The following is a 22,610-nucleotide window of genomic DNA, read 5'->3' on the forward strand; positions in this document are numbered from 1 at the left end:
AATCTGCCTCTCCGGTTAATTGACTCTCATATGAAAAGAAATGCCGGATTAAGGAAGGGTACGGAAGGACAAGTGAGCCACATCGGACGCAGTGCGGACCCTGCCAAGCGAACCTTGCGACGAGAAATCCTCACGGTGAGGAAGACATTGACCGTGGATGAAGTGCGGGAGGCCGCGCACGCGCTGGCGGAGCGCGCCCTGGAACTGCCCGAGCTGACTCAGGCGCGCACGATCGCCGCGTACGTCTCCGTGGGCACCGAACCGGGAACCCCCGCGCTGCTCGACGCGCTGCGCGCGCGGGGCGCGCGCGTGCTGCTGCCCGCCCTGCTGCCCGACAACGACCTGGACTGGGGCGCGTACACCGGGGAGGGCTCCCTCGCGCGCGTGCAGCACGGCGGGCGGATGGCACTGTTCGAGCCGACCGGAGAGCGCCTCGGCCCGGACGCCGTGACGACCGCCGACGTGGTTCTGCTGCCCGGCCTGGCCGTCGACGCGCGCGGGATGCGCCTGGGGCGCGGCGGCGGATCCTACGACCGTGTCCTGGCCCGCCTGGAGGCGGCGCGGGCACATCCCGCCCTCGTGGTCCTGCTGTACGACACGGAGGTCGTGGAGCACATTCCCGAGGAGTCCCACGACCGTCCGGTGCAGGCCGTGGTGACACCGTCGGGCGTACGCCGCTTCACCTGACGCGCGCGGTGTCGGACACGGCCGGCACGGCTCCGGCACGGCGAAGGCCCTCCACGCGTGCGCGTGGAGGGCCTTCGTCGCCGTGGTGGCCTCAGCGGGTCACGGCTTGAGCACCAGCGTGTCCTTCGTGCTCTTGCCGACCGCGTCCGGCGAGAAGGACCACGAGAGCAGCTCGCCCCTGGCCCACTTGCCCGTCTGGTCGGTGTAGTGGGAGCTGAAGGCGTGCCCGGAGGCCCCGGTGAGGTTGATCCACTTGGACTTGTCGAGGTCGCCGAGGTTGACCACCATCCGCATCGACGGCACCCACACCACGCCGTAGCCGCCGGCGGCGTTCCAGCCGGAGGCGTTGACCGCGGCCTCGCCACCGCTCAGCTTCCAGGGTCCGCGGTTGAGGACGTACTGCAGGACGCCCGGCCCCTCGGTGCCCAGGGTCTGGTTCTTCAGGAACAGGCGGTGCAGCCGGCCCCAGCTCCAGGTGTCGATGTCCTTGCCGAGCTTGGCGGTCAGCTCCCAGCGGGCGTCGATCATCGCGCGCTTGAAGAGCTCGTCGCGGTTGTCCGCATTGGGACGGGTGCCGGACGCCGGGGTCTTCCACCAGTCGCTGTCCGGCTTGTCGACGAGCGCCCGGACCACCTCGAACCAGCGGTCGCCGCCGTCGGGCTGCGCCTGGTCGGCGTCGCGCTGACCGCACTCGCGGACCTTCTGGTTCTGGTCGGCGGGGCCGGTGTTGCCGGCGGGCTCCACCCACAGGCACTGGCCCTTGACCCGCAGTTCCTTGGGCAGCTTGTTGCCGAAGGCCAGCTTGAGGACGTTGCGCCAGACGGCGTTGAAGTACGCGGCGGCGGCCGAGTCGGCGTCCTGCGTGCGGTCCCAGCCCTCCAGCAGCTTCTGCGCCTGGCGGACGTCCTTGTCGCCGATGTCGATGTTCAGCAGCTTGGGCACCAGCAGGTTGGCGATCGCGCTGCTGTTGTCCATCTGCATCTGGCGCATGTCGTCGGTGGAGATCTTGCCGCCGCCGTCGATCTTCTTCTGGATCAGGTCGGTGATCCGCCGGCTGCGGGTGCCGTAGCCCCAGTCCGTGGTGAGCGTGTACGGGTAGGTCGCCGGATCGACGACCGCCTGGTTGGCGGTGACGATGTAGCCGCGCTTGGGGTTGTACTCGTAGGGCAGTTCCTGCGGCTTGATGTAGCCGGTCCAGTCGTAGCCGGAGTCCCAGCCCGGCGCCGGGACGGAGCCGTCGTCGTTCTTCGCGCGCGTGGGGATGCGGCCGGGCAGCGTGTAGCCGATGTTGCCCTTGGTGTCGGCGTAGACCAGGTTCTGCGAGGGCACGTCGAACAGCTCCGCGGCCGACCGGAAGGAGTTCCAGTCCTTCGCGCTGTTCATGGCGAAGACGGCGTCCATGGTGGTGCCCGGCTCCAGCGCGGTCCACTTCAGGGCGATCGCGTAGCCGTCGCCGCGGTCGGGCGCCGCGGTGGTGACCGTGGCCTTCTTGCCGACCGTCATCAGTTCGCTCGACCGGTCGGACAGCAGGGGCATCCCGTCGTCGGTCTCGCGCACGACGATCGTCTTGGACGCGCCGCCGGCGACCTTGATGGTCTCCTGGCGGGTCTTGAACGGCACCGTCTTGTTGTCGCGCAGGTAGCCGTTGCCGCTGAGCTTCTCCAGGTACAGGTCCGTGACGTCGACACCGGAGTTGGTCATGCCCCAGGCGATGTCCTGGTTGTGGCCGATGACCACACCGGGCATGCCCGCGAAGGTGTAGCCGGTGACGTCGTAGGGGCACGCCTTGGAGAGTTCGCGGCAGTGCAGGCCCATCTGGTACCAGACCGAGGGCAGCGACGCGGACAGGTGCGGGTCGTTGGCGAGCAGCGGCTTGCCGGTGATGGTGTACCGGCCGGCGACGACCCAGGAGTTGGAGCCGATGCCGTTGCCGTTGACGCCGACGGCCGTCGGGAGGCCGTCCAGGACGTCGTGCAGGCCCATCAGCTGGCTCTGCACGTCGGAGGAGCCGCCCGCGCCCGTCGCGGTGCCGGCGCCGACTGCGCCGCCCGTGCTCGTCGAACCCGTGGTCGTGGTGCCGCTACCCAGGCCGGTCGAGGCGTCGGTGCCCGTGCCGGTACCGATGCCCGTGCCGGTACCGGTACCTGTACCGGTCGGGGTTCCGGCACCCGTGCCCGTGGTGTCGCCGCCCGCTTCGAACGCCTGAGTGAGCGTGTTGTACTGGCCCTCGCCGACGATCGGCTTGTTCCTGCTGTACGGGTAGTCCGGGTACAGGTCCTTGATCTGCTTGGGGCCGAGACGGCTGGTCATCAGGGCCCGGTCGATCTCGTCCTGCATGTTGCCGCGCAGGTCCCAGGCCATCGCCTTCAGCCAGGCCAGCGAATCGACGGGGGTCCACTGCCCGGGCTTGTAGTCGTTGGCGAAGCCCAGGGCCGCGTACTCCAGGGAGATGTCCTTGGCCGCCCGCCCCTTGAGGTAGGCGTTGACGCCCTCGGTGTACGCCTGGAGGTACTTCTTCGTGGAGGCCGACAGCGTCTTGTCGTACTCCTGCCGGGCGACCCGGTCCCAGCCCAGCGTGCGCAGGAACTCGTCGTTCTTGAGCTGGCCCTTGCCGAACATCTCCGACAGGCGCCCGGACGTCATGTGCCGGCGCACGTCCATCTCGTAGAACCGGTCCTGCGCCTGGACGAAGCCCTGCGCCATGAACAGGTCTTCCGCGCCGGAGGCGTAGACCTGCGGGATGCCGTAGCCGTCCCGTCTGACGTCCACGGGGCCCGACAGGCCCTGCAGCGTGATGGTGCCCTTGGTCTGCGGGAAGGAGGCGCGCACGGTACTGACGGACCAGTAAGCGCCGTAGGCGGTGCCGCCGATGAGAGCCATCACCAGGACAAGCACGGCCAAGCGGGCTTTTCGCCCCTTCTTCCTGCCGGACTTGCCGGCCTTGTCACCCGTTGAGGCGGTGGTGTTCGGGGGCATCGCTGTCCTTGCTGTCCTAACGCGAGCGGCAGGTCGGGCTGTGACTTCGAATGAGCGCTGGAGCAACCATAGGCGCAGGGCCCGGTAGCACTTGACGCGGAGTCGGGTCCAGCGGTGGTCGGGCATCCCCATTTCGTCACGGACCGCGTCAAGAAAGCGTCAAGAGTTAGGTAAGGTAACGAAGTAAACCGGGAACTCGCGGAAGGAACCGCTGCTGACTGTTCACCACCTCAACCAGCTCCTGCTCGCCAGCTCGGTCGTCCTGCTCGTCGCGGTCGCAGCGGTCCGGGTCTCCTCGCGCAGCGGGCTCCCCAGCCTGCTCGTCTACCTGGGGATAGGCGTCGTCATGGGCTCGGACGGGCTCGGCGGCATCCACTTCACCAACGCCGAACTGACCCAGGTCATCGGCTACGCGGCCCTCGTCGTGATCCTCGCCGAGGGCGGTCTCGGCACGAAGTGGAAGGAGGTCAAGCCCGTCCTTCCGGCCGCCACGGCCCTCGCGGTGGTCGGTGTCGCCGTGAGCGTCGGCGTCACCGCGGCCGCCGCCCATTACCTCAGCGGTCTGGGATGGCGCCAGTCGCTCATCATCGGCGCGGTGGTGTCCTCCACGGACGCGGCGGCCGTCTTCTCCGTGCTGCGCAGGATCCCCCTCCCCGCGCGCGTGACAGGCACGCTGGAGGCCGAGTCCGGCTTCAACGACGCCCCGGTGGTCATCCTGGTCGTCGCCTTCTCCACCGCGGGACCGATCGAGCACTGGTACGTCCTGGTGGGCGAGATAGCACTGGAGCTGACGATCGGCGCGGCCGTCGGCCTGGCGGTGGGCTGGCTCGGCTCCTGGGCGCTGCGGCACGTGGCACTGCCCGCCTCAGGCCTCTACCCGATCGCCGTCATGGCCATCGCGGTCACGGCGTACGCCGCCGGCGCGCTGGCCCACGGCAGCGGCTTCCTCGCCGTCTACCTCGCGTCGATGCTGCTCGGCAACGCCAAGCTGCCGCACTGGCCCGCCACCCGCGGCTTCGCCGAGGGACTCGGCTGGATCGCCCAGATCGGCATGTTCGTCATGCTCGGTCTGCTGGTCACCCCGCACGAACTGCTCGACGACGTCCTGCCCGCCCTCGTCATCGGTCTGGTGCTGACCATGGTCGCGCGCCCGCTGGGCGTGGTGGCGAGCCTGCTGCCGTTCCGGGTTCCGTGGCAGGAGCAGACCCTTATGTCCTGGGCCGGACTGCGCGGCGCCGTGCCCGTCATCCTGGCGACGATCCCCATGGTGAACGGGGTCGACGCCACCCACCGCATCTTCAACATCGTCTTCGTCCTGGTCGTCGTCTACACCCTCGTGCAGGGACCGACCCTGCCGTGGCTGGCCCGCAAGCTGCGGCTGGGCTCCGGCGACGAGGCCGCAGACCTCGGCATCGAGTCGGCGCCTCTTGAGCGGCTGCGCGGCCATCTGCTCTCCGTCGCCATCCCCCACGGATCGCGGATGCACGGCGTCGAGATCAACGAGCTGCGGCTGCCGTCCGGGTCCGCGGTCACCCTGGTCGTCCGCGAGGGCAGGTCCTTCGTACCGCTGCCGACCACCACCCTGCGGCGCGGCGACGAACTCCTCGTGGTCGCCACCGACCCCGTCCGGGAGGCGGCCGAACAGCGGCTGCGCGCGGTCGGCCGGGGCGGCAAGCTGGCCGGATGGCTGGGCGCCGGCGGCGCGGAGGCGGGCAACCGATGACGAGGTGCGTTCCCCGCGCCCCTGTACGATGACGGGGCACCCTGATCGAACCAACTCTGCCTGACGCAGAGCTGGCGTGACCGTATGGCGGCCGGGCATCCCCCCTCTCAGTGGATGCCGGCATCTACCGCAGTCCGCGCAAGAGGACAGCTCTCGGCCGCGCCCGCACGCCCGGGCCCGCGCTACCAGGCGGCAGAAAGGCACGGCCGTGGGATCCACGGTCACCAGCACCGAACCGGCGCGGACCGCGACGGAATCCTCCCGCCCGGGATACGGGCAGCTGCTGCGCACCCGCGGCGCCTGGACGTTCCTGCTCCCCGGCTTCGCCGCGCGCCAGCCGTTCGCGATGCTCACCATCTCCATCGTGCTGCTCGTGCAGCACACCACCGGCTCCTACGGCGCGGCCGGCGCCACCGCTGCCGTCACCGGCGTCTCCATGGCACTGTTCGCGCCCTACAGCGGACGCCTCGCCGACCGTTACGGGCAGCGCGCGGTACTGGTCCCCGGTGTTCTCGTGCACACCCTCGCGGGGCTGACGCTGACCGGGCTCGCGCTGGCGCACGCCCCCCTGTGGGCGCTGTTCGCGGCGGCCGTGCCGACCGGCGCCTCGGTGCCGCAGGCCGGCCCGATGGTGCGGGCCCGCTGGGGCGTGACGCTCAAGAACTCGCCGCTGATGACCACCGCGGCCGCCTTCGAATCCGTCACCGACGAGCTGACGTTCGTCGTCGGCCCCCTCCTGGCGACCGCCCTGTGCACGACCGTCACCCCGGCCGCCGGACTGGTCACCGAGTCCGCGCTCACCCTCGTCGGCGGTCTGCTGTTCGCCGCGCAGAAGCGCACCCAGCCGCCCGTCACCGGCGGGCACGCGCGCGAGGAGCACGCCTCCGCCCTGCGCGTCCCCGGGGTGCGGGTGCTGATCGCGACCTTCCTCGGCATCGGCTCGGTCTTCGGCGGCATGCAGGTCTCGCTGGCGGCGTTCACCGAGTCGATCGGCGAGCCCGGCCTCAACGGCGTGCTCTACGGAACCTTCGCCGCGGGCAACATGCTCTCCGGCGTCGTGTGCGGCGCCATCGCCTGGAAGAACGCCCCGCAGCACCGTCTCCTCGTCGGCTACACCGCCCTGGCACTGGCCGCGTCCGCCCTGTGGACCGCGCACTCGGTGCTGCTCCTGGCGGCGCTCGGCCTCCTGGTCGGCATGTGCATCGCGCCCGCCCTGATCACCGGCTACACCCTGGTGGAGGGCCTGGTCCCGGCCGGCGCCCGCACCGAGGCGTTCACCTGGCTCACGGGCGCGGTCGCGCTCGGCCAGGCGGCGGCGGTCACCGTCGCCGGACAGCTGGAGGACCGCCTGTGGGGCGGTGCCGGCTTCCTGGTACCGATGGCCGGCACGGTGCTGGCCCTGCTGACCCTGGTGGCACTCAGGTCACGGCTCGCGTCCCCGGCACAGGGCCGCACGGTCGCACGTGGCGTCGGTCACCGAGCCCACGTCACAGTGGACTGATCCCCGGGAATACGTCACTATGGACCGTCGTTAGCACTCATCGAGTGAGAGTGCCAGGAGGAAGACAGTGCCCACCTATCAGTACCAGTGCACCGAGTGCGGCGACGGCCTCGAGGCGGTGCAGAAGTTCACCGACGACGCACTCACCGAGTGCCCCGGTTGCGGTGGCCGCCTGAAGAAGGTGTTCTCCGCGGTCGGCATTGTCTTCAAGGGATCCGGCTTCTACCGCAACGACAGCCGAGGCTCCTCGTCGAGCAGCAGCCCGGCGTCGAAGTCGTCGAGCTCCTCGTCGTCCTCTTCGTCGTCGTCCTCCTCGTCGGGGTCGACCTCCGGCTCGTCCTCGTCGTCGGGTTCGTCCTCGACGTCCGCGAGCTCGGCCGGCAGCTCCGCCGCCTGACGTCTTCCTGCCGGGACCCCGCCGTCGTGGGACGGTGGGGTCCTCGGCGTGCGCGCGTGGCGCTAGTGTGCTGGTCATGGCGAACGCAGAGATCGGTGTCATCGGCGGTTCCGGCTTCTACTCGTTCCTCGACGACGTGACCGAGGTCCGGGTGGAGACGCCGTACGGGGAGCCCAGCGACTCCGTCTTCCTCGGTGAGGTCGCCGGCCGGCGGGTCGCCTTCCTGCCCCGGCACGGCCGCGGCCACCACCTCCCGCCGCACCGCATCAACTACCGGGCCAACCTGTGGGCGCTGCGCTCCGTCGGCGTGCGCCAGGTGATCGGGCCCTGCGCGGTGGGCGGGCTGCGCCCCGAGTACGGTCCGGGCACGCTTCTCGTGCCCGATCAGTTCGTCGACCGTACGAAGTCCAGGGCGCAGACCTACTTCGACGGGCTGCCGCGGACCGACGGCACGGTGCCGAACGTCGTGCACGTCTCGATGGCCGACCCGTACTGCCCGGTGGGCCGCACGGCCGCGCTGAAGGCGGCGCGCGGGCGGGACTGGGACGCGGTGGACGGCGGCACTCTCGTCGTGGTGGAGGGTCCACGCTTCTCAACCCGGGCCGAGTCGCTGTGGCACCAGGCGCAGGGCTGGTCGGTGGTGGGCATGACCGGTCACCCCGAGGCGGCGCTCGCCCGCGAACTGGAGCTCTGCTACACCTCGCTGACCCTGGTCACCGACCTGGACGCGGGCGCGGAGACCGGCGAGGGCGTCTCGCACGAGGAGGTGCTGCGGGTCTTCGCGGCCAATGTGGAACGGCTGCGGGGCGTCCTGTTCGACGCGGTGGCCGCGCTGCCCGCGACCGGGGAACGGGACTGTCTGTGCGCCGGTGCGCTGGGCGGGATGGACCCGGGGTTCACGCTGCCGTAGCGGGCGGCGGCTTGCTCCTTCGAGTGAGGGAGTTGTCCACAACCGGCGGGTAGCACACGGGCTCCGGCGGGCGGCGGCGCGATGACTCATCGTGGGCGTGGCAAGCCGAAATCCCCGTCGCTGGTGGTGGTCCGCATGTCCGTGCCGTCTTCGCCGTATGCGTCTTCGTCGTCGTATGCGTCTCCGTCTTCGCCGTACGCGTCACCGTCTTCGTCCCCGCCGTCCTCGTCCCCGCCGGTGCCGTCGTCGCCCCCGCGCTCTCCGCGCCTGCCTTCTTCCCCGTACGCGCCCGGCACGGACGCCCCGGCCACGTGTGAGGTGCCCCACTTCGCGCCGGTGCGCGTGCGCGGCGGGCGGTACGGACTGCGCGGGCTCGTACGGCACCGCGGGCGCGCGGTGGCGGCCGGGCTCGCCGTGACCGCGGCCGCGCTCGTGGCAGCGGGCACGCGGGACGCTCCGGACCCCGCTCGCGGCGGACCGGCCCGCGAGCGGCCGGCGCCGGCCGACGGAGCCGGTCGGGCCGCCGGTGGCCGCAGTGCGGACGAGGTACGCATGGTGATCGCGCCCGTGCGCATCGCGGACGCGGCCACGGTCCGGCTGCTGCGCCCCGGCGACCGGGTCGACGTGATCGCCTCGGAGGATCCGGCGACGGGCGGCCAGGCCCGGGTGGTCGCGCACGGAGCCCGGGTGGCCAAGGTCCCGGAGCCCGTGGACGACGTGGCCGGGGGCGGAGCGCTGGTCGCGCTGTCGGTACCGCGCTCCACCGCTGCGGGGCTGGCGGGGGCGAGTGCGACGGCCAGGCTGGCGGTGACCTTGTGGTGAGCCGTAGGTTGCGGAGCTGTTCGTTCCGCACATCGCAGTCGCATGTCCAAGGAGGAGCCGCAGGTGAGCGACAAGAGGGACCCGAGCGTCTGGCAGGGCTTCAAGGCCTTCCTGATGCGCGGGAACGTCGTCGATCTGGCAGTAGCGGTGGTCGTCGGCGCCGCCTTCACCAATATCGTCAACGCGGTGGTGAAGGGAGTGATCAGTCCGGTCGTCGGAGCGATCGGGACCAAGAACCTCGACCATTACAACTCGTGCCTGAGCGCCCCTTGCGAGGGCGATCAGGGCATCCGGATCATGTGGGGTTCGGTCCTCGGCGCCGCGCTCCAGTTCCTGATCACGGCCGCGGTGGTCTACTTCCTGATGGTCCTGCCCATGGCGAAGTTCCTGGCCCGCCAGGAGGCCAGGAAGAAGGCCAGGGAGGGCGCGGAGGAGACCGTGGAGGTGACCGAGCTGCAGGTGCTCAAGGAGATACGCGACGAGCTGGTCGCCGCCCGGCGCAACTCCGAATACGGCGAGCGGTAGCGTCCGCGCTCCGGCGGGCCCGCGTGCCTCAGAGGTGGTGGGGAGGCTTCTCGTCCAGGAAGCGCTTGAGGTCGGCCGCCGGGTCGCCTTCCGCGCGCTCGCCCCACCCGCGGTCGGTGTCGTCCGTGGACTGCTGGTTCAGCGGGTCGTCGAAGATCAGCGCGGCCTTCGGGTCACGCGGTTCGGGGGCGGGTTCAGGGGCGGTACTCATGCCTCAAGGGTACGGTCCGCGGCGTGCGGCGTGACGTGCTGTGCGGCCGGGGAGACTGGCTCCCATGACAGTGGACGCTCTGACGGACGTCGAAGGCGTGCGGGTGGGACACGCGACGCGCACGGGCGGCGGTTGGCTCACCGGCACGACGGTCGTGCTCGCTCCGGAGGGCGGCGCCGTCGCTGCCGTGGAGGTGCGCGGCGGCGGCCCCGGGACCAAGGAGACCGACGCCCTGGATCCGCGCAACCTGGTGCGGACGGTGGAGGCGGTCGTCCTGACCGGCGGCAGCGCCTACGGGCTGGACGCCGCCTCGGGAGTGATGGCCTGGCTGGAGGAGCGGGGGCGCGGGGTCAGGGTCGGGCCCGATCCTTCGCACGTCGTACCGGTCGTACCGGCCGCCTGCGTGTTCGACCTGGGCCGCGGCGGTGATTTCCGGGCCCGGCCGGACGCGGCCACCGGGCGCGCCGCGGTCGAGAGCGCGGCGGCGAGCGAGGTGGGCGGGCGGGTGCCCGAGGGGTGCGTGGGCGCCGGTACCGGAGCGGCTGTCGGACCGCTCAAGGGAGGAGTCGGCACGGCGAGCACGGTGCTCGACTCGGGCGTCACGGTGGCCGCGCTGGTGGTGGCCAACGCGGTGGGATCGGCGGTCGATCCGGAAACGGGGGTGCTGTACGGGGAGTTGTTCCAGGGACCGGTGAAGTATCCCGACGCGCGGGTGCACGAGCGCGCGCGGCGGCGCCTCGCCGAGGCCGCCGCGAGGAACGTGCCGCCTCCGCTGAACACCACCCTGGCGGTGGTCGCCACCGACGCGGACCTGACCAAGGCGCAGGCGCAGAAGCTGGCCGGCACGGCGCACGACGGCATCGCGCGCGCCGTACGTCCGGTGCACCTGCTCAACGACGGCGACACGGTGTTCACGCTGGCGACCGGCGCGCGTCCGCTGGACCCCGGCGCCCCGCTCGCCCTGAACGAGATCCTCGCGGCGGGCGCGGACCAGGTGACCCGCGCGATCGTCCGCGCGGTGCGGGCGGCGGAGGCGGTGACCGGGCCGGGCGGGGAGTGGCCGGCCTACGAGGAGCTGTACGGCGCCCGTTGACCTTCCGCGGCGCCCGAAGTCCGGACCCTGTTTCACAACGTGCTCTTGACCAGCGGATCTTGACGGAATTTCGGTTCCGGCGGGAACTTCTCGCGCGGGCCGGCCGTTTTCGTCATGGACGTTTTCTCGGTTCGCGGACATGATGCTCGACCGAGGGGCTACGGTATGCACCCACAAGGTGACATGCAGCAACGCCGGGAGAAACCTTGAGCGTTCCGTACGAGACGACAGCGTACGAGCCACGCGAGTCGCCCGAGTCTCCTGAGGAGCACCTCGCGCGGCTCCTCGGCCGCGCCCTGAACTCCTTCGAGTTACCCGACGAGACCATACGGCGACTCGACTGCGCCCTGGCCTACGACGGTTCGTTGCACTCGGCGCACCACAGCGCCGGACTGCACCGGGAGACCTACCGGCACACCTGGTTGCTCGCCGACGGCTCCGCGCTCACCCTCTGGGAGCTGGTGCACAACACCGCGCCGGGCAGCGAGGTGCAGCACGAGGTGTACGACGACGAGGAGGAGCTGAGCACCGCCACCGCCCGGTTGCCGCTCCCGCCGGACGCGCCGGAGTTCGAACTGCCGGTCCTGGTCCAGCTCTCGCCGCCGCCCCAGGCACGGCACTCGTACGCGTCCGACGACTCGGCCGACCACGCACGCCGTCTGCTGCGGCGCGCGGAGAACGCCGACCGGCCGGGCGCGGACGTCGCGTGCCTGCTGGCGGCGGCGTCCGGTCACCGGATCACCCAGGCCTTCGGCCGCCCCTGCCGCGCGGGCCGGGCCGGGCTGTGCTTCTCGCTCTACGAGCACGCGTTCCTGCTGGACGGCGGCGTGGAGATCTCCCTGTGGGAGGTCGAGCACACGGCTACCCCCGACGGTCGCCACATGTGCGAGGTGTACGTGACGGAGGACGCGGCCCGCGGCGCGATGGAACGGCGCGCGGCGCAGATGTCCTAGAGCCCTCCTGCCGTAGAGCCCTTGAGCCCTTCAGCCGGTGACGATCGCCGGCTCGGCCGGGGTGAGCCTCAGCGGCCGTTGCCGAGTCGGCGCACCAGACCCGCGAAGGCGTCCTTCTCCTCCGAGGTCAGTTCGACGAACTCCCGGCCGGGGCCGGTACCGCGCTGGAGCGGGAGGCCCGGCCTCGGGGCGGACTGCTGTCGAGCGGTCTCGAGACGGGTGGCGCGCCGGATGCGGGCGAGCCCGATCAGGCAGGCGACGGTCAGCGCGGCGGGGACGGCCACACCGATCCACATCAGGGTCGAGACGTGCTGAGGCATGTGTCCCAGTAGACACCACGGTCCGGGACTTTGACCCCGGACCGTGACGTATCTCGCAGGTGCCGTGAACAACTCACAGTGCACCAAAAGGACAAGGAGGCAAGGGGCGGATCAGGCCGTCACCGGCTGCTTCCGGTCGGCGGGCTCGGCCGGCGCTCCCCCGCCCGCCTCGGCGGCGGCCGCACCCGGCGCCGGCTTGCGCAGGGTCTTCAGGCCGACCACCAGGGCGGTGGTCACGCACACGCCCGCCGCGATGGCGACCAGATAGAGGAACGGGTTGCCGATCAGCGGTACCACGAAGATGCCGCCGTGCGGGGCGCGCAGCGTGGCACCGAAGACCATCGACAGGGCGCCGGTGAGCGCGCCGCCGACCATCGACGACGGGATGACGCGCAGCGGGTCGGCCGCCGCGAAGGGGATGGCGCCCTCGGAGATGAAGGAGGCGCCCAGGACCCAGGCGGCCTTGCCGTTCTCCCGCTCGGTGTGGGTGAACAGCTTGCCGCGCACGGTCGTGGCCAGGGCCATCGCCAGCGGCGGGACCATGCCGGCCGCCATCACCGCGGCCATGATCTTCATGGCCGAGTCGCTGGGGTTGGAGACCGCGATACCGGCGGTGGCGAAGGTGTAGGCGACCTTGTTGACCGGACCGCCGAGGTCGAAGCACATCATCAGGCCGAGCAGCGCGCCGAGCAGGACGGCGTTGGTGCCGGTCAGCCCGTTCAGCCAGTCGGTCATGCCCTTCTGCGCGGTGGCGATGGGCTTGCCGATGACCACGAACATCAGGAACCCGACGACCGCCGAGGAGATCAGCGGGATCACCACCACCGGCATGATGCCGCGCAGGGCCGCCGGGATGCGCACCTTCTGGATCGCCATCACCACGCCACCGGCGATCAGGCCGGCCGCGAGACCGCCGAGGAAGCCGGCGTTGATGGTGAGCGCGATCGAGCCGCCGACGAATCCGGGGACGAGGCCCGGGCGGTCCGCCATGCCGTAGGCGATGTAGCCGGCCAGCACCGGGACGAGGAAGGCGAAGGCCACGCCGCCGATCTGGAACAGCAGGGCGGCCCAGCTGTCGGCCTGGGTCCAGACGAAGTGGTCCATCACCGACGGCGCCTTGTTGATCTCGTAGCCGCCGATCGCGAACCCGAGGGCGATGAGCAGACCGCCCGCGGCCACGAAGGGAACCATGTAACTGACGCCGGACATGAGCCACTTGCGCAGCTTCGTGCCGTAGCCCTCGCCCTGCTCGCCGCTCCGCTCGACCGGCGTACCGCCGGGCGCGGGGGCCGTGCCGCTCACCTCGCCGCGCGCTGCCCTGGCGCGGACCTCGGTGATCAGTTCGCCGGGACGGTTGATGCCCGCCTTCACGCCGACGTCGATGACCGGCTTGCCGGCGAAGCGGTCCTTGTCGCGTACGGGGACGTCGTGGGCGAAGATCACGCCGTCGGCCGCCGCGATCACCGCCGGGTCGAGCCGGTCGAAGCCGGCCGAACCCTGGGTCTCGACGACCACCTCGACGCCCGCCTCGCGGCCGGCGTTCTCCAGCGACTCGGCCGCCATGTAGGTGTGCGCGATACCGGTGGGGCAGGAGGTGACGGCGACGATCCGGAACGGACGGTCGCCGGAAGCGCCGGCGGTACCGGAAGCGCCGGAGGCCGCCGACGTGACGCTCGCGTCCGTGGCGGTCCCGTCCGGTGCCGGGGTCGCGTCCGGTGCCGTGCCCGGTGCCGGGGTCGCGTCGGCCGCCACGGCGCCGGAGGAGGCCGCCCCCGGCGTCGCGGCGGTGTCTTCGGGGGCGTCCGTCGCCCGCGTGGAGGCGCCCTCGGCGTCTCGCGCGGCACCCCCGGCGCCCCCGCCACCTGCCGTGGCCTGGCCGGGAGCCTCGTCCCCGCGAATGAGCGCGGCAGCAGCAGCCGCGTCGTCCACCGAGCGCAGCGCGGAGGTGAACTCGCTGTTCATCAGCTGACGGGCCAGCGAGGACAGGATCTTCAGGTGGGCGTCGTCCGCGCCGGCCGGGGCCGCGATCAGGAAGATCAGGTCGGCGGGGCCGTCCGTCGCGCCGAAGTCGATCCCGGTCGCACTGCGCCCGAAGGCGAGCGTCGGCTCGACGACGTGCTCGCTGCGGCAGTGCGGGATGCCGATGCCGCCGTCCAGGCCGGTCGGCATCTGCGCCTCGCGGGCGGCCACGTCGGCGAGGAAGCCCTCCAGGTCGGTCACCCGGCCTTCGGCCACCATCCGCTCGGCGAGGGAGCGCGCCGCCGCTTGCTTGGTGTCGGCGGACAGGTCGAGGTCGACCAGGTCCGCGGTGATCATGTCGCTCATCGCGGGCTCCTTAGCGCGCGTATCGCCCGGTCACTGAGGTGGGCGGGGGTGGGGACGGGGGAGGTGAGGGGGGAGCGGGGAGTGCGGGGAGAGTCGTCAGGGGTGCGGGCCGTGGAAGGCGCCGTACGGCACCGGGTGCAGGGCGGGCGGCCGGTCATGTCACCGGCTCCGTCAGCGCGCGGTCCACCGGCACGTCCGGTGTGACGGTCACCGCCGCGGGGTCCAGGTCGGCGGGGGTCGGCATCAGGCTGCCCGGCAGCTGGACGGCGGCCGCGCCGTGGGCGACGGCGAGGGCGAGGGCCTCCGGACCGGTGCCGCCGGCGATCAGGAACCCGGCGAGGGAGGAGTCGCCGGCCCCGACGTTGCTGCGGACGGCATCCACACGCGCGCTGCCGAACCAGGCGCCCGCGTCGTCGACGAGCAGCTGTCCGTCGGCGCCCAGGCTCGCGAGCACGGTGCGCGCGCCGAGTCCGCGGAGTTCCTCGGCCGCCTTCACCGCGTCGCCGACCGTCGCCAGTGAGCGCCCGACGGCCTCGGCGAGTTCCGCGGCGTTCGGCTTGACCAGGTCCGGGCCCTCGCGCAGCGCCTCGAGCAACGCGGGCCCGGAGGTGTCCAGGGCGATGCGCACACCGGCCGCGTGCGCCTGCGCGACCAGGTCGGCGTACCAGGACGGTGCGAGTCCGCGCGGCAGGCTGCCGCAGCACGCGATCCAGTCGGCGCCGTGCGACTGCCGCCGCACGGTCTCCAGCAGCAACTCCTGCTCCTCTGCGGAGAGTTCAGGACCCGGCGCGTTGATCTTCGTCAGGACGCCGTCGGCCTCCGCGAGCGCGATGTTCGAGCGGGTGGCCCCGGCCACCGGCACCGGCGCGACGTCGATGCCCTGTGCGTCGAGCAGTTCGGCGACGAGTGCGCCCGGTGCGCCGCCCAGGGGGAGGACGGCGACCGTGCGCCGCCCGGCGGCCGCGACGGCGCGCGAGACGTTCACGCCCTTGCCGCCCGGGTCCATGCGCTCGCCGGTGGCCCGGACGACCTGGCCGCGTTCGAGCGCGGGGACCTCGTAGGTGCGGTCCAGGGAGGGGTTGGGGGTGACGGTGACGATCATGCGCGTACTACTTCCGTGCCGCCGCGCTCGATGGCGGCCGCGTCTTCGGGACTCAATCCGCTGTCGGTGATCAGCAGGTCCACATCGTCCAGACCGCCGAAGCGGGCGAAGTGCTCCTGGCCGTGCTTGGCGGAGTCGGCGAGCAGCACCACACGGCGGGCGGCGGCCATCGCCGCCCGCTTCACCGCGGCCTCGGCGAGGTCGGGGGTGGTCAGACCGTGTTCGGCGGAGAAGCCGTTGGCGGCGACGAACAGTACGTCGGCGCGGATCTCGCCGTAGGCCCGCAGCGCCCAGGCGTCCACGGCGGCGCGCGTGCGGTTGCGCACCCGCCCGCCCACGAGGTGGAGCTGCAGACCGGGGTGGTCCGCGAGGCGGGCCGCGATCGGCAGGGAGTGCGTGACGACGGTGAGCGAGGCCTCAAGGGGCAGGGCGGCGGCCACACGGGCCACCGTCGTACCGGCGTCGAGGATCAGCGTGCCCTCGGCAGGCAGTTCGGCCAGGGCAGCCTTGGCGATGCGGTCCTTCTCGTCGGCCGCGGTGGACTCGCGCTCGGCGAGGTCCGGCTCGAAGTCGAGACGGCCGGCCGGGATGGCGCCGCCGTGCACCCTGCGCAGCAGGCCCGCGCGGTCGAGGGCCTTCAGATCGCGGCGGATCGTCTCCGCCGTCACCTGGAACTCCTCGGCGAGCGACACGACGTCCACGCGGCCGCCGTCCCGGGCGAGCCGGAGGATCTCCTGTTGCCGCTCCGGTGCGTACATGTCCGTCCGCCTCCGACTGATGCCCGAACTTGTGGTTTCTCCTCGGAGCGTACGCCGGGATGTCGGAGAAGTAAACAGGTTCGGGCATCTAACCGGGCATGAACGGACTTCCGGTTGTGTCCGGGTCACATTGAGCCCCAGCACCGCTCGTGCGTCGGACAGGTCCAGCGCCACCCAGACGCCGAGGCGCCCAATGCCACCCACAGACGCCGAAGGGCCCGGCACCGTTCGGGTGCCGGGCGCCTTCGGCCCTCGTTCGCGCAGGTCAGCCGACCAGCTCGCCCGTCCGCTCCGCCACCGCGGAACGCTCCCCGGCCTCCCCCGTCCCCCCGGCCCCCTCGGCGCCCTCCGCCTCCCGGCCCGGCCGCTTGGGCAGGGCCGACATCAGGACGAAGATGACGCCCAGCACCGCCGCCACCCACACCAGCGCGTGCTGGAAGGCGTTGACGAAGGCGGGGCCGACCTCGGCCGGGGTCAGACGGTCGCCGATGACGCCGAAGAAGACCACCGACACCAGGCCGAGCCCCAGCGCGTTGCCCATCTGCTGCACGGTGTTGATCAGCCCGGACGCCGAACCGGCGTGCTCGCGCGGGACCTCCGAGAGCACCGCGTCGGTCAGCGGCGCCACGATCAGACCCATGCCCAGGCCCATGACGACCAGCGGGAGCGCCATCTGCCAGGGGGCGATGCGCAGGCCGTACCGCTCGGACTCCGCGATGTAGAGCAGGACACCGACCGCCATCACCAGCGCGCCCGCCTGGAGCACCTTGCGGCCGAAGCGCGGGACCAGCTTCTGCACGGAGACCCCGGCCGCGGCGGACACGGCGATCGAGAACGGTACGCCCGTCAGGCCCGCCCGCAGCGGGCTCCAGCCCAGGCCGACCTGCATGTACAGCGTCCAGACCAGGAAGAACACGCCCAGCGCGACACCGAAGACGGTCTGCACCGCGATGCCCGCGGCGAAGCTCTTCACCCGGAACAGCGACAGTTCGATGAGCGGCGAGCCGTCCCGCGCCGCCTTGCTCCGCTCGCACGCCACCAGCGCCGCGAAGACCACCAGCGCGCCCGCCATCGAGAGGTACCCCCACAGCGGCCAGCCCAGCTCGCGGCCCCGGGTCAGCGGGTAGAGCAGCATCAGCAGGCCCAGGGTGACCAGGGCGGCCCCCACGAGGTCCAGCTTCAGTGCCCGGGGCGCCTTGGACTCGCTGATGAAGCGGTTGCCGAGGACGAGGGCCAGGACGCCGACCGGCAGGTTGATCAGGAAGATCGGCCGCCATTCCAGCCCGAACAGGTTCCACTCGGTGAGCAGCGCGCCGAGCAGCGGGCCGGAGACCGCGCCCAGGCCGACGATCGCGCCGAACAGGCCGAAGACCTTGCCGCGTTCGTGCGCCGGGAAGGTGGCGTGCACGATCGACAGCACCTGCGGGACCATCATCGCCGCCATGGCGCCCTGCAGGATGCGGGCGGCGACCAGCATCTCGGGGTTCGCGGCGAAGCCGCACAGCGCGGAGGCGACGGTGAAGCCGGCGATGCCGAGGAGGAACAGCCGCTTGCGGCCGTGGATGTCGCCGAGCCGGCCGCCGGTGATCAGACCGGCCGCGAAGGCGAGGGCGTACCCGGCGGTGATCCACTGGATCTGGCTGAAGGAAGCGCCGGCGTCCCGCTGGATGGACGGAATGGCGATGTTGACGATCGTGACGTCCACGAGGTCCATGAAGGCCGCGGTCATCACGATCGCCAGCGCGAACCAGCGACGGCGGTCGGCGGGCGGGACCGGGGCCGGCGTCGTGGTCGAGTTCGGGACCTGCGTCGGGACCGGGGCCGGGCTGTCGGCAGGGGTTTCGGTGGAGGACATGACGGCACACTATGCATGCATTAGGTCAGATCATGTCCTATTTCTGCGGCATGCTCGTATGTATGACGACGGACACTCCGGCCCGGCTCCTCCAGCTCCTGTCCCTCCTCCAGACCCCCCGGGAGTGGCCCGGCGGTGAACTCGCCGAGCGGCTCCGGGTGTCCCGGCGCACGGTCCGGCGGGACATCGACCGGCTGCGTGAGCTGGGCTATCCGGTGCAGGCGACCAAGGGGTCCGACGGCGGCTACCGGCTGGTCGCGGGCAAGGCCATGCCGCCCCTCGTACTCGACGACGAGGAGGCGGTGGCGATCGCGGTCGGGCTGCGCGCGGGAGCCGGGCACGCGATCGAGGGCATGGACGAGGCGTCGGTACGGGCGCTGGCGAAGCTGGAGCAGGTGCTGCCGACCCGGCTGCGGCACCGCGTCTCCACACTTCAGGCCGCGACGACCCCGCTGACCAGCGGGGACGGGGCGAGTGTCGCCACGGAGACGCTCACCGTCATGGCCTCCGCGGTGGCGGGGTACGAGCGGCTGCGGTTCGCGTACCGGGCCGGGGACGGAGCCGTGTCGCGGCGGCTGACGGAGCCGTACCGGCTCGTGTCGACCGGCCGGCGCTGGTACCTCGTGGCGTACGACCTGGACCGGGCGGACTGGCGGACGTTCCGCGTCGACCGGGTGAGCGAGCCCTTCGCCACCGGTGCGCGGTTCACTCCGCGGGAACTGCCGACCGGGAGCGCGGCCGAGTACCTCCGGCAGTCGGTGTACCGCCGGCAGGAGACCTACACGTTCACGGTGACCTTCACCGATCCGGCCGAGGTGGTCGCGGCGCGGCTGCCCGCATGGCTCGGCCCGCTGGAGCCCCTCGACACGGGCGGGTGCCGGCTGCGGGCCACGGTCGGCGACAAGGTGGAGTGGCTCGCGGTACGGCTGGCGATGCTCGGCTACGAGTTCACGGTGCTGGAACCTGATGAACTCGTGCAGTGCGTACGGCGGTTGGGCGCGCGGCTGACGCGGGCCGGCGGGGGCGCCGCGAAGCAGGGAGAGGGCCGGGCGGCGCAACGGGAGGGCGGGGAGGCCGTCTTGCCCGCCGGTCTCACGGGGGAGGTTCCGTAGGCCGGCTCGCGCCCGCGCCCTTACTCCGGACCGTGCCCGGAGGGCACAAGTGGAGCCGGGCTCCGGCGCCCCGGGGGGAGAGGCGCCGAAACCCGGCTCTGGGAAGGTCCCGGCGCCGGGGGGGATTGCGTCGGGACGTGGCTCTGGACATCTGTGCGTCCCCGAGGGGGACGGGCCCGGTCCGGTGGACGGAACCGTCCGGGAACCGAACTCCTGGGCTCGGAAAGGTTGTTCCCGTGCCCCCGCCGCTTCAAGCGACGGTACACGGCCATGTTCGCGCGGCCTTTCGCCACCCGGCGTACGCGGTCGCCCGGCGCACCGTCGGCCTCACGCGCCCGGTCTCACCACGCCCCGGCCGGGTCGTCCGCCCGGACAACCGTGAGCCGCGACGACAGCGCGGGCGCGTCCCTGGACGAATCCATGGCCGGATCCCGCTCGGAACGGCCTCACGCCGCCGCGTCGAAGCCGGTGTCGCGGGCCAGCTTCTTCAGCTCCAGCAGCGCGTGCTTCTCGATCTGGCGGATGCGTTCACGCGTCAGGCCGTGCTCCTTGCCGACCTCGGTCAGCGTACGCTCGCGGCCGTCCTCTATGCCGTACCGCATCTTGATGATCGAGGCCGTGCGCTGGTCGAGGCGGCCGATGAGGTCGTCGAGCTCCTCGCTGCGCAGCAGCGTCATGACCGACTGCTCCGGCGAGACGGCGGAGGTGTCCTCCAGCAGGTCCCCGAACTGGGTCTCGCCCTCGTCGTCCACCGACATGTTCAGCGAGACCGGGTCGCGGGCCCAGTCGAGGACGTCCGAGACACGCTCGGGCGTCGAGCCGAGCTCCTCGGCTATCTCCGCGGGCTCCGGGTCGCGGCCGTGCTCCCGGTTGAACTCGCGCTGGACACGGCGGATGCGGCCCAGCTCCTCCACCAGGTGGACGGGCAGCCGGATGGTGCGGGACTGGTCGGCTATCGAGCGCGTGATCGCCTGGCGGATCCACCAGGTGGCGTAGGTCGAGAACTTGAAGCCCTTGCGGTAGTCGAACTTCTCCACCGCGCGCACCAGGCCCGCGTTGCCCTCCTGGATCAGGTCCAGCAGGGGCAGGCCGCTGCGCGGGTAGCGTCGGGCGACCGCGACGACCAGGCGCAGGTTGGAGCGGATGAAGACGTCCTTGGCCCGCTCCCCCTGGGCCACCAGGGCCCGGAGCTCCTCGTCGGCGGCGTCCGTCTTCGTCCCTTCGTGCCCGTCGAGGATCTGCTGCGCGAACACACCCGCTTCGATGATCTGGGACAGCTCGACCTCCTTGGCGGCGTCGAGCAGCGGTGTACGCGCGATCTCGTCGAGATACATGCCGACCAGGTCGCGATCGGCGATCTCGCCGCCATGGGCGCGAACACTGCTTGCCGCGTTCGCCGTCTCGCCGGTGGCGGACTGACGACGGGCGACGGCACGGGTTGCCATGCGTGCTCCCTTGCGATGGTGGGTCAGCGGGTGGTCCTTCAGATGCTCGGCACCTGCCTCGGAACTCTCCTCGGGTGCCCGGCATCCGATGGAAACAACGACTGGAATCCGGACAGAATTCCCAACCCGCCCGCCAATTTTCTGATCATGCAGTACCCTGTCTCGCCGCAGCCGTCGAACTCTGCCGCCGACGGCTGCGGAACCGCAGGTCAGGGCGGCGCCGAGGGGCGTCCTGGATCCTTCACGGACCCCGCCGGTCGCCCCGGATGCGAGACCCCACTCACACCGATGGCGCCACTTCAGGAAAGAGCGTCCTCTTCGACCACCTTCCACCCTGATGGACGAATCGCACTCGCGGAAGGTTGCCGCAAACCCGGACTCTCGGGAAAATCCAAGACTCTCCACACCCTCGTCTTACGCAGCGGGGGCGCGCGTGTCTCAGCCGAACTGCACGGAACGCTTGGCCAGGCCCATCCAGAAGCCGTCGATCACGGTCCGCTGCGCACCCAGCTCACCCCCGGCCTCCGCCGCACCCATGGTCACGAACAGCGGGGCGAAGTGCTCGGTGCGCGGGTGGGCGTACCGGCCGGCCGGGGCCTTGTCGAGGAAGTCCAGCAGGGCGTCCCAGTCACGGGACTCCAGGGCGCGCCGGCCCCAGTCGTCGAACTCGGCGGACCAGCTCGGCACCCCGGCGTGGCGCAGGGCGGCCAGGTTGTGGGTGAAGAAGCCGGAGCCGACGATCAGCACGCCCTCGTCGCGCAGCGGCGCCAGCCTGCGGCCGATGTCCATGAGCCTGACCGGGTCGAGGGTCGGCATGGAGACCTGGAGCACGGGGATGTCGGCGGCGGGGAACATCTCGACGAGCGGGACGTAGGCGCCGTGGTCGAGGCCGCGGTCCGGGACGTCCTGCACGGGCATTCCGGGTGCGCGCAGCAACTTCCGTACGCTCTCGGCGAGTTCGGGTGCGCCGGGGGCGGCGTAGCGCACCCGGTAGTAGTGCTCGGGGAAGCCCCAGAAGTCGTAGACCAGGGGGACCGTCTCGATGGCACCGAGGGCCAGCGGGGCCTCCTCCCAGTGCGCGGAGACCACGAGGATCGCCTTGGGGCGGGGCAGCTCGGCGGACCAGGCGGCGAGCTGGCCGGGCCAGACCGGGTCGTCCGCGAGCGGCGGAGCACCGTGGCTGAGGTAGAGGGCGGGCATGCGCTCTCGGGCGGCGGCGGACATGATGGCGGCTCCCTGCAAGATGCTTGAAAACTAAAGCTCCAAACCCCACGGTACGTCCAACTTGTTTAAAGTTCAAGAAGCTGCTCGTACAGTGGACTCATGAACACGGCACCCGCTTCCGCACCCGAGCCCGCATCCACGCCCCCCGACGCCGACGCCCACCGCTGGCTCACCGCCGAGGAGCAGGGCGTCTGGCTTTCCTACCGGCACGCCACCACCCTGCTCGAGGACCACCTCGACCGCCAGCTCCAGCGCGACGCGGGCATGCCGCACATCTACTACGGCCTCCTCGTCAAGCTCGCCGATGCCCCGCGGTACCGGCTGCGGATGACCGAACTGGCCATGGACGCCAAGATCACCCGCTCCCGCCTCTCCCACGCGATCGCCCGCCTGGAGAAGAACGGCTGGGTGCGTCGCGAGGACTGCCCCTCCGACAAGCGCGGCCAGTTCGCGGTCCTCACCGACCAGGGTCTCCAGGTGCTGCGCCGCACCGCACCGGGTCATGTGACCGCCGTACGCCAGGCGCTCTTCGACCGTCTCACCCCGGAACAGCAGAAGTCCCTCGGCGAGATCATGCAGATCGTCGCCGAGGGACTCCAGCCCGACGAAGCGGGTGCGGACCTGCCCTGGCTCCGCTGAGGGGCGGACAGGCACGGGACAGGTACGTGGCT

At 71.6% G+C, this 22,610-nt stretch carries 20 protein-coding genes; 11 read left to right on the forward strand and 9 right to left on the reverse strand.

Translation table 11 applies throughout. The features are described from left to right. Window positions 1-72: 72 nt before the first annotated feature. Window positions 73-687, forward strand: a complete 615-nt coding sequence (locus ACIOWN_RS25190; RefSeq protein WP_401983377.1) for a 5-formyltetrahydrofolate cyclo-ligase — start codon at window positions 73-75, stop codon at window positions 685-687. Window positions 688-786: 99 nt separating this feature from the next. Here the strand turns inward: ACIOWN_RS25190 and ACIOWN_RS25195 are convergent, their stop codons facing one another. Next, window positions 787-3,663, reverse strand: a complete 2,877-nt coding sequence (locus ACIOWN_RS25195; protein ID WP_401983378.1) for a penicillin acylase family protein — start codon at window positions 3,661-3,663, stop codon at window positions 787-789. Window positions 3,664-3,877: 214 nt separating this feature from the next. Here ACIOWN_RS25195 and ACIOWN_RS25200 point away from each other — a divergent pair, with 214 nt between their 5' ends. From ACIOWN_RS25200 to mscL, 6 genes are all read left to right on the forward strand, one after another. Further along, window positions 3,878-5,386 (forward strand): potassium/proton antiporter, encoded by a 1,509-nt coding sequence (locus tag ACIOWN_RS25200; protein WP_362345975.1) that lies wholly within the window; start codon window positions 3,878-3,880, stop codon window positions 5,384-5,386. A 208-nt stretch (window positions 5,387-5,594) separates the two neighbouring features. Then, the gene (locus ACIOWN_RS25205) at window positions 5,595-6,887 is read left to right on the forward strand and encodes an MFS transporter (protein ID WP_362345515.1); all 1,293 of its coding nucleotides are present in this window, start codon (window positions 5,595-5,597) and stop codon (window positions 6,885-6,887) included. A gap of 67 nt (window positions 6,888-6,954) precedes the next feature. Further along, the gene (locus tag ACIOWN_RS25210; RefSeq protein ID WP_362345517.1) at window positions 6,955-7,284 is read left to right on the forward strand and encodes an FmdB family zinc ribbon protein; all 330 of its coding nucleotides are present in this window, start codon (window positions 6,955-6,957) and stop codon (window positions 7,282-7,284) included. A 76-nt stretch (window positions 7,285-7,360) separates the two neighbouring features. Beyond that, the gene (locus ACIOWN_RS25215; RefSeq protein WP_362345519.1) at window positions 7,361-8,194 is read left to right on the forward strand and encodes an S-methyl-5'-thioadenosine phosphorylase; all 834 of its coding nucleotides are present in this window, start codon (window positions 7,361-7,363) and stop codon (window positions 8,192-8,194) included. A 237-nt stretch (window positions 8,195-8,431) separates the two neighbouring features. Then, a complete protein-coding gene (locus tag ACIOWN_RS25220; protein WP_401983379.1) occupies window positions 8,432-9,016 on the forward strand; it encodes a hypothetical protein in 585 nt (194 codons plus the stop codon). A 63-nt stretch (window positions 9,017-9,079) separates the two neighbouring features. Then, window positions 9,080-9,541 (forward strand): large conductance mechanosensitive channel protein MscL, encoded by a 462-nt coding sequence (gene mscL, locus ACIOWN_RS25225; protein ID WP_401983380.1) that lies wholly within the window; start codon window positions 9,080-9,082, stop codon window positions 9,539-9,541. Between the two features lie 28 nt (window positions 9,542-9,569). Here mscL and ACIOWN_RS25230 read toward each other — a convergent pair whose 3' ends face one another. After that, entirely contained in the window at window positions 9,570-9,752 is a 183-nt protein-coding gene (locus ACIOWN_RS25230; protein WP_362345524.1) for a hypothetical protein, read from the reverse strand. A gap of 64 nt (window positions 9,753-9,816) precedes the next feature. Here ACIOWN_RS25230 and ACIOWN_RS25235 point away from each other — a divergent pair, with 64 nt between their 5' ends. Both ACIOWN_RS25235 and ACIOWN_RS25240 read left to right on the forward strand, forming a co-directional pair. Continuing rightward, complete coding sequence (locus ACIOWN_RS25235; RefSeq protein WP_362345526.1) at window positions 9,817-10,845, forward strand: P1 family peptidase; 1,029 nt, start codon at window positions 9,817-9,819, stop codon at window positions 10,843-10,845. A gap of 206 nt (window positions 10,846-11,051) precedes the next feature. After that, window positions 11,052-11,798, forward strand: coding sequence for a DUF6227 family protein (locus ACIOWN_RS25240; RefSeq protein WP_100571112.1), 747 nt, complete (start codon window positions 11,052-11,054; stop codon window positions 11,796-11,798). Window positions 11,799-11,866: 68 nt separating this feature from the next. Here the strand turns inward: ACIOWN_RS25240 and ACIOWN_RS25245 are convergent, their stop codons facing one another. The 5 genes from ACIOWN_RS25245 to ACIOWN_RS25265 form a co-directional block, all read right to left on the reverse strand. Then, window positions 11,867-12,118, reverse strand: a complete 252-nt coding sequence (locus ACIOWN_RS25245; RefSeq protein ID WP_362345528.1) for a hypothetical protein — start codon at window positions 12,116-12,118, stop codon at window positions 11,867-11,869. A 111-nt stretch (window positions 12,119-12,229) separates the two neighbouring features. Then, the gene (locus ACIOWN_RS25250; RefSeq protein WP_401983381.1) at window positions 12,230-14,443 is read right to left on the reverse strand and encodes a fructose-specific PTS transporter subunit EIIC; all 2,214 of its coding nucleotides are present in this window, start codon (window positions 14,441-14,443) and stop codon (window positions 12,230-12,232) included. 154 nt (window positions 14,444-14,597) lie between these two features. Beyond that, entirely contained in the window at window positions 14,598-15,545 is a 948-nt protein-coding gene (gene pfkB, locus ACIOWN_RS25255) for a 1-phosphofructokinase (RefSeq protein ID WP_362345532.1), read from the reverse strand. Then, a complete protein-coding gene (locus ACIOWN_RS25260) occupies window positions 15,542-16,303 on the reverse strand; it encodes a DeoR/GlpR family DNA-binding transcription regulator (RefSeq protein WP_362345534.1) in 762 nt (253 codons plus the stop codon). The genes pfkB and ACIOWN_RS25260 overlap by 4 nt, the downstream gene beginning before the upstream one ends. A 265-nt stretch (window positions 16,304-16,568) precedes the next feature. Continuing rightward, window positions 16,569-18,158 carry an MFS transporter gene (locus tag ACIOWN_RS25265; protein ID WP_401983382.1) on the reverse strand — a complete coding sequence of 530 codons (1,590 nt, stop codon included), beginning with the start codon at window positions 18,156-18,158 and terminating at the stop codon, window positions 16,569-16,571. Between the two features lie 62 nt (window positions 18,159-18,220). On the opposite strand from ACIOWN_RS25265, the gene ACIOWN_RS25270 reads away from it, so the two are divergent. Beyond that, a complete protein-coding gene (locus tag ACIOWN_RS25270; RefSeq protein ID WP_362345538.1) occupies window positions 18,221-19,270 on the forward strand; it encodes a YafY family protein in 1,050 nt (349 codons plus the stop codon). Between the two features lie 446 nt (window positions 19,271-19,716). Here ACIOWN_RS25270 and ACIOWN_RS25275 read toward each other — a convergent pair whose 3' ends face one another. Together ACIOWN_RS25275 and ACIOWN_RS25280 are read right to left on the reverse strand one after the other, a co-directional pair. Beyond that, entirely contained in the window at window positions 19,717-20,715 is a 999-nt protein-coding gene (locus ACIOWN_RS25275) for a sigma-70 family RNA polymerase sigma factor (protein WP_362345539.1), read from the reverse strand. A gap of 438 nt (window positions 20,716-21,153) precedes the next feature. Further along, a complete protein-coding gene (locus tag ACIOWN_RS25280) occupies window positions 21,154-21,939 on the reverse strand; it encodes a class III extradiol ring-cleavage dioxygenase (RefSeq protein ID WP_362345541.1) in 786 nt (261 codons plus the stop codon). A gap of 99 nt (window positions 21,940-22,038) precedes the next feature. Here ACIOWN_RS25280 and ACIOWN_RS25285 point away from each other — a divergent pair, with 99 nt between their 5' ends. Further along, complete coding sequence (locus ACIOWN_RS25285; protein ID WP_362345543.1) at window positions 22,039-22,578, forward strand: MarR family transcriptional regulator; 540 nt, start codon at window positions 22,039-22,041, stop codon at window positions 22,576-22,578. Window positions 22,579-22,610: the final 32 nt, after the last annotated feature.

It is taken from the genome of Streptomyces sp. NPDC087787, assembly GCF_044743035.1.
In the GTDB taxonomy this organism is placed as follows: domain Bacteria; phylum Actinomycetota; class Actinomycetes; order Streptomycetales; family Streptomycetaceae; genus Streptomyces.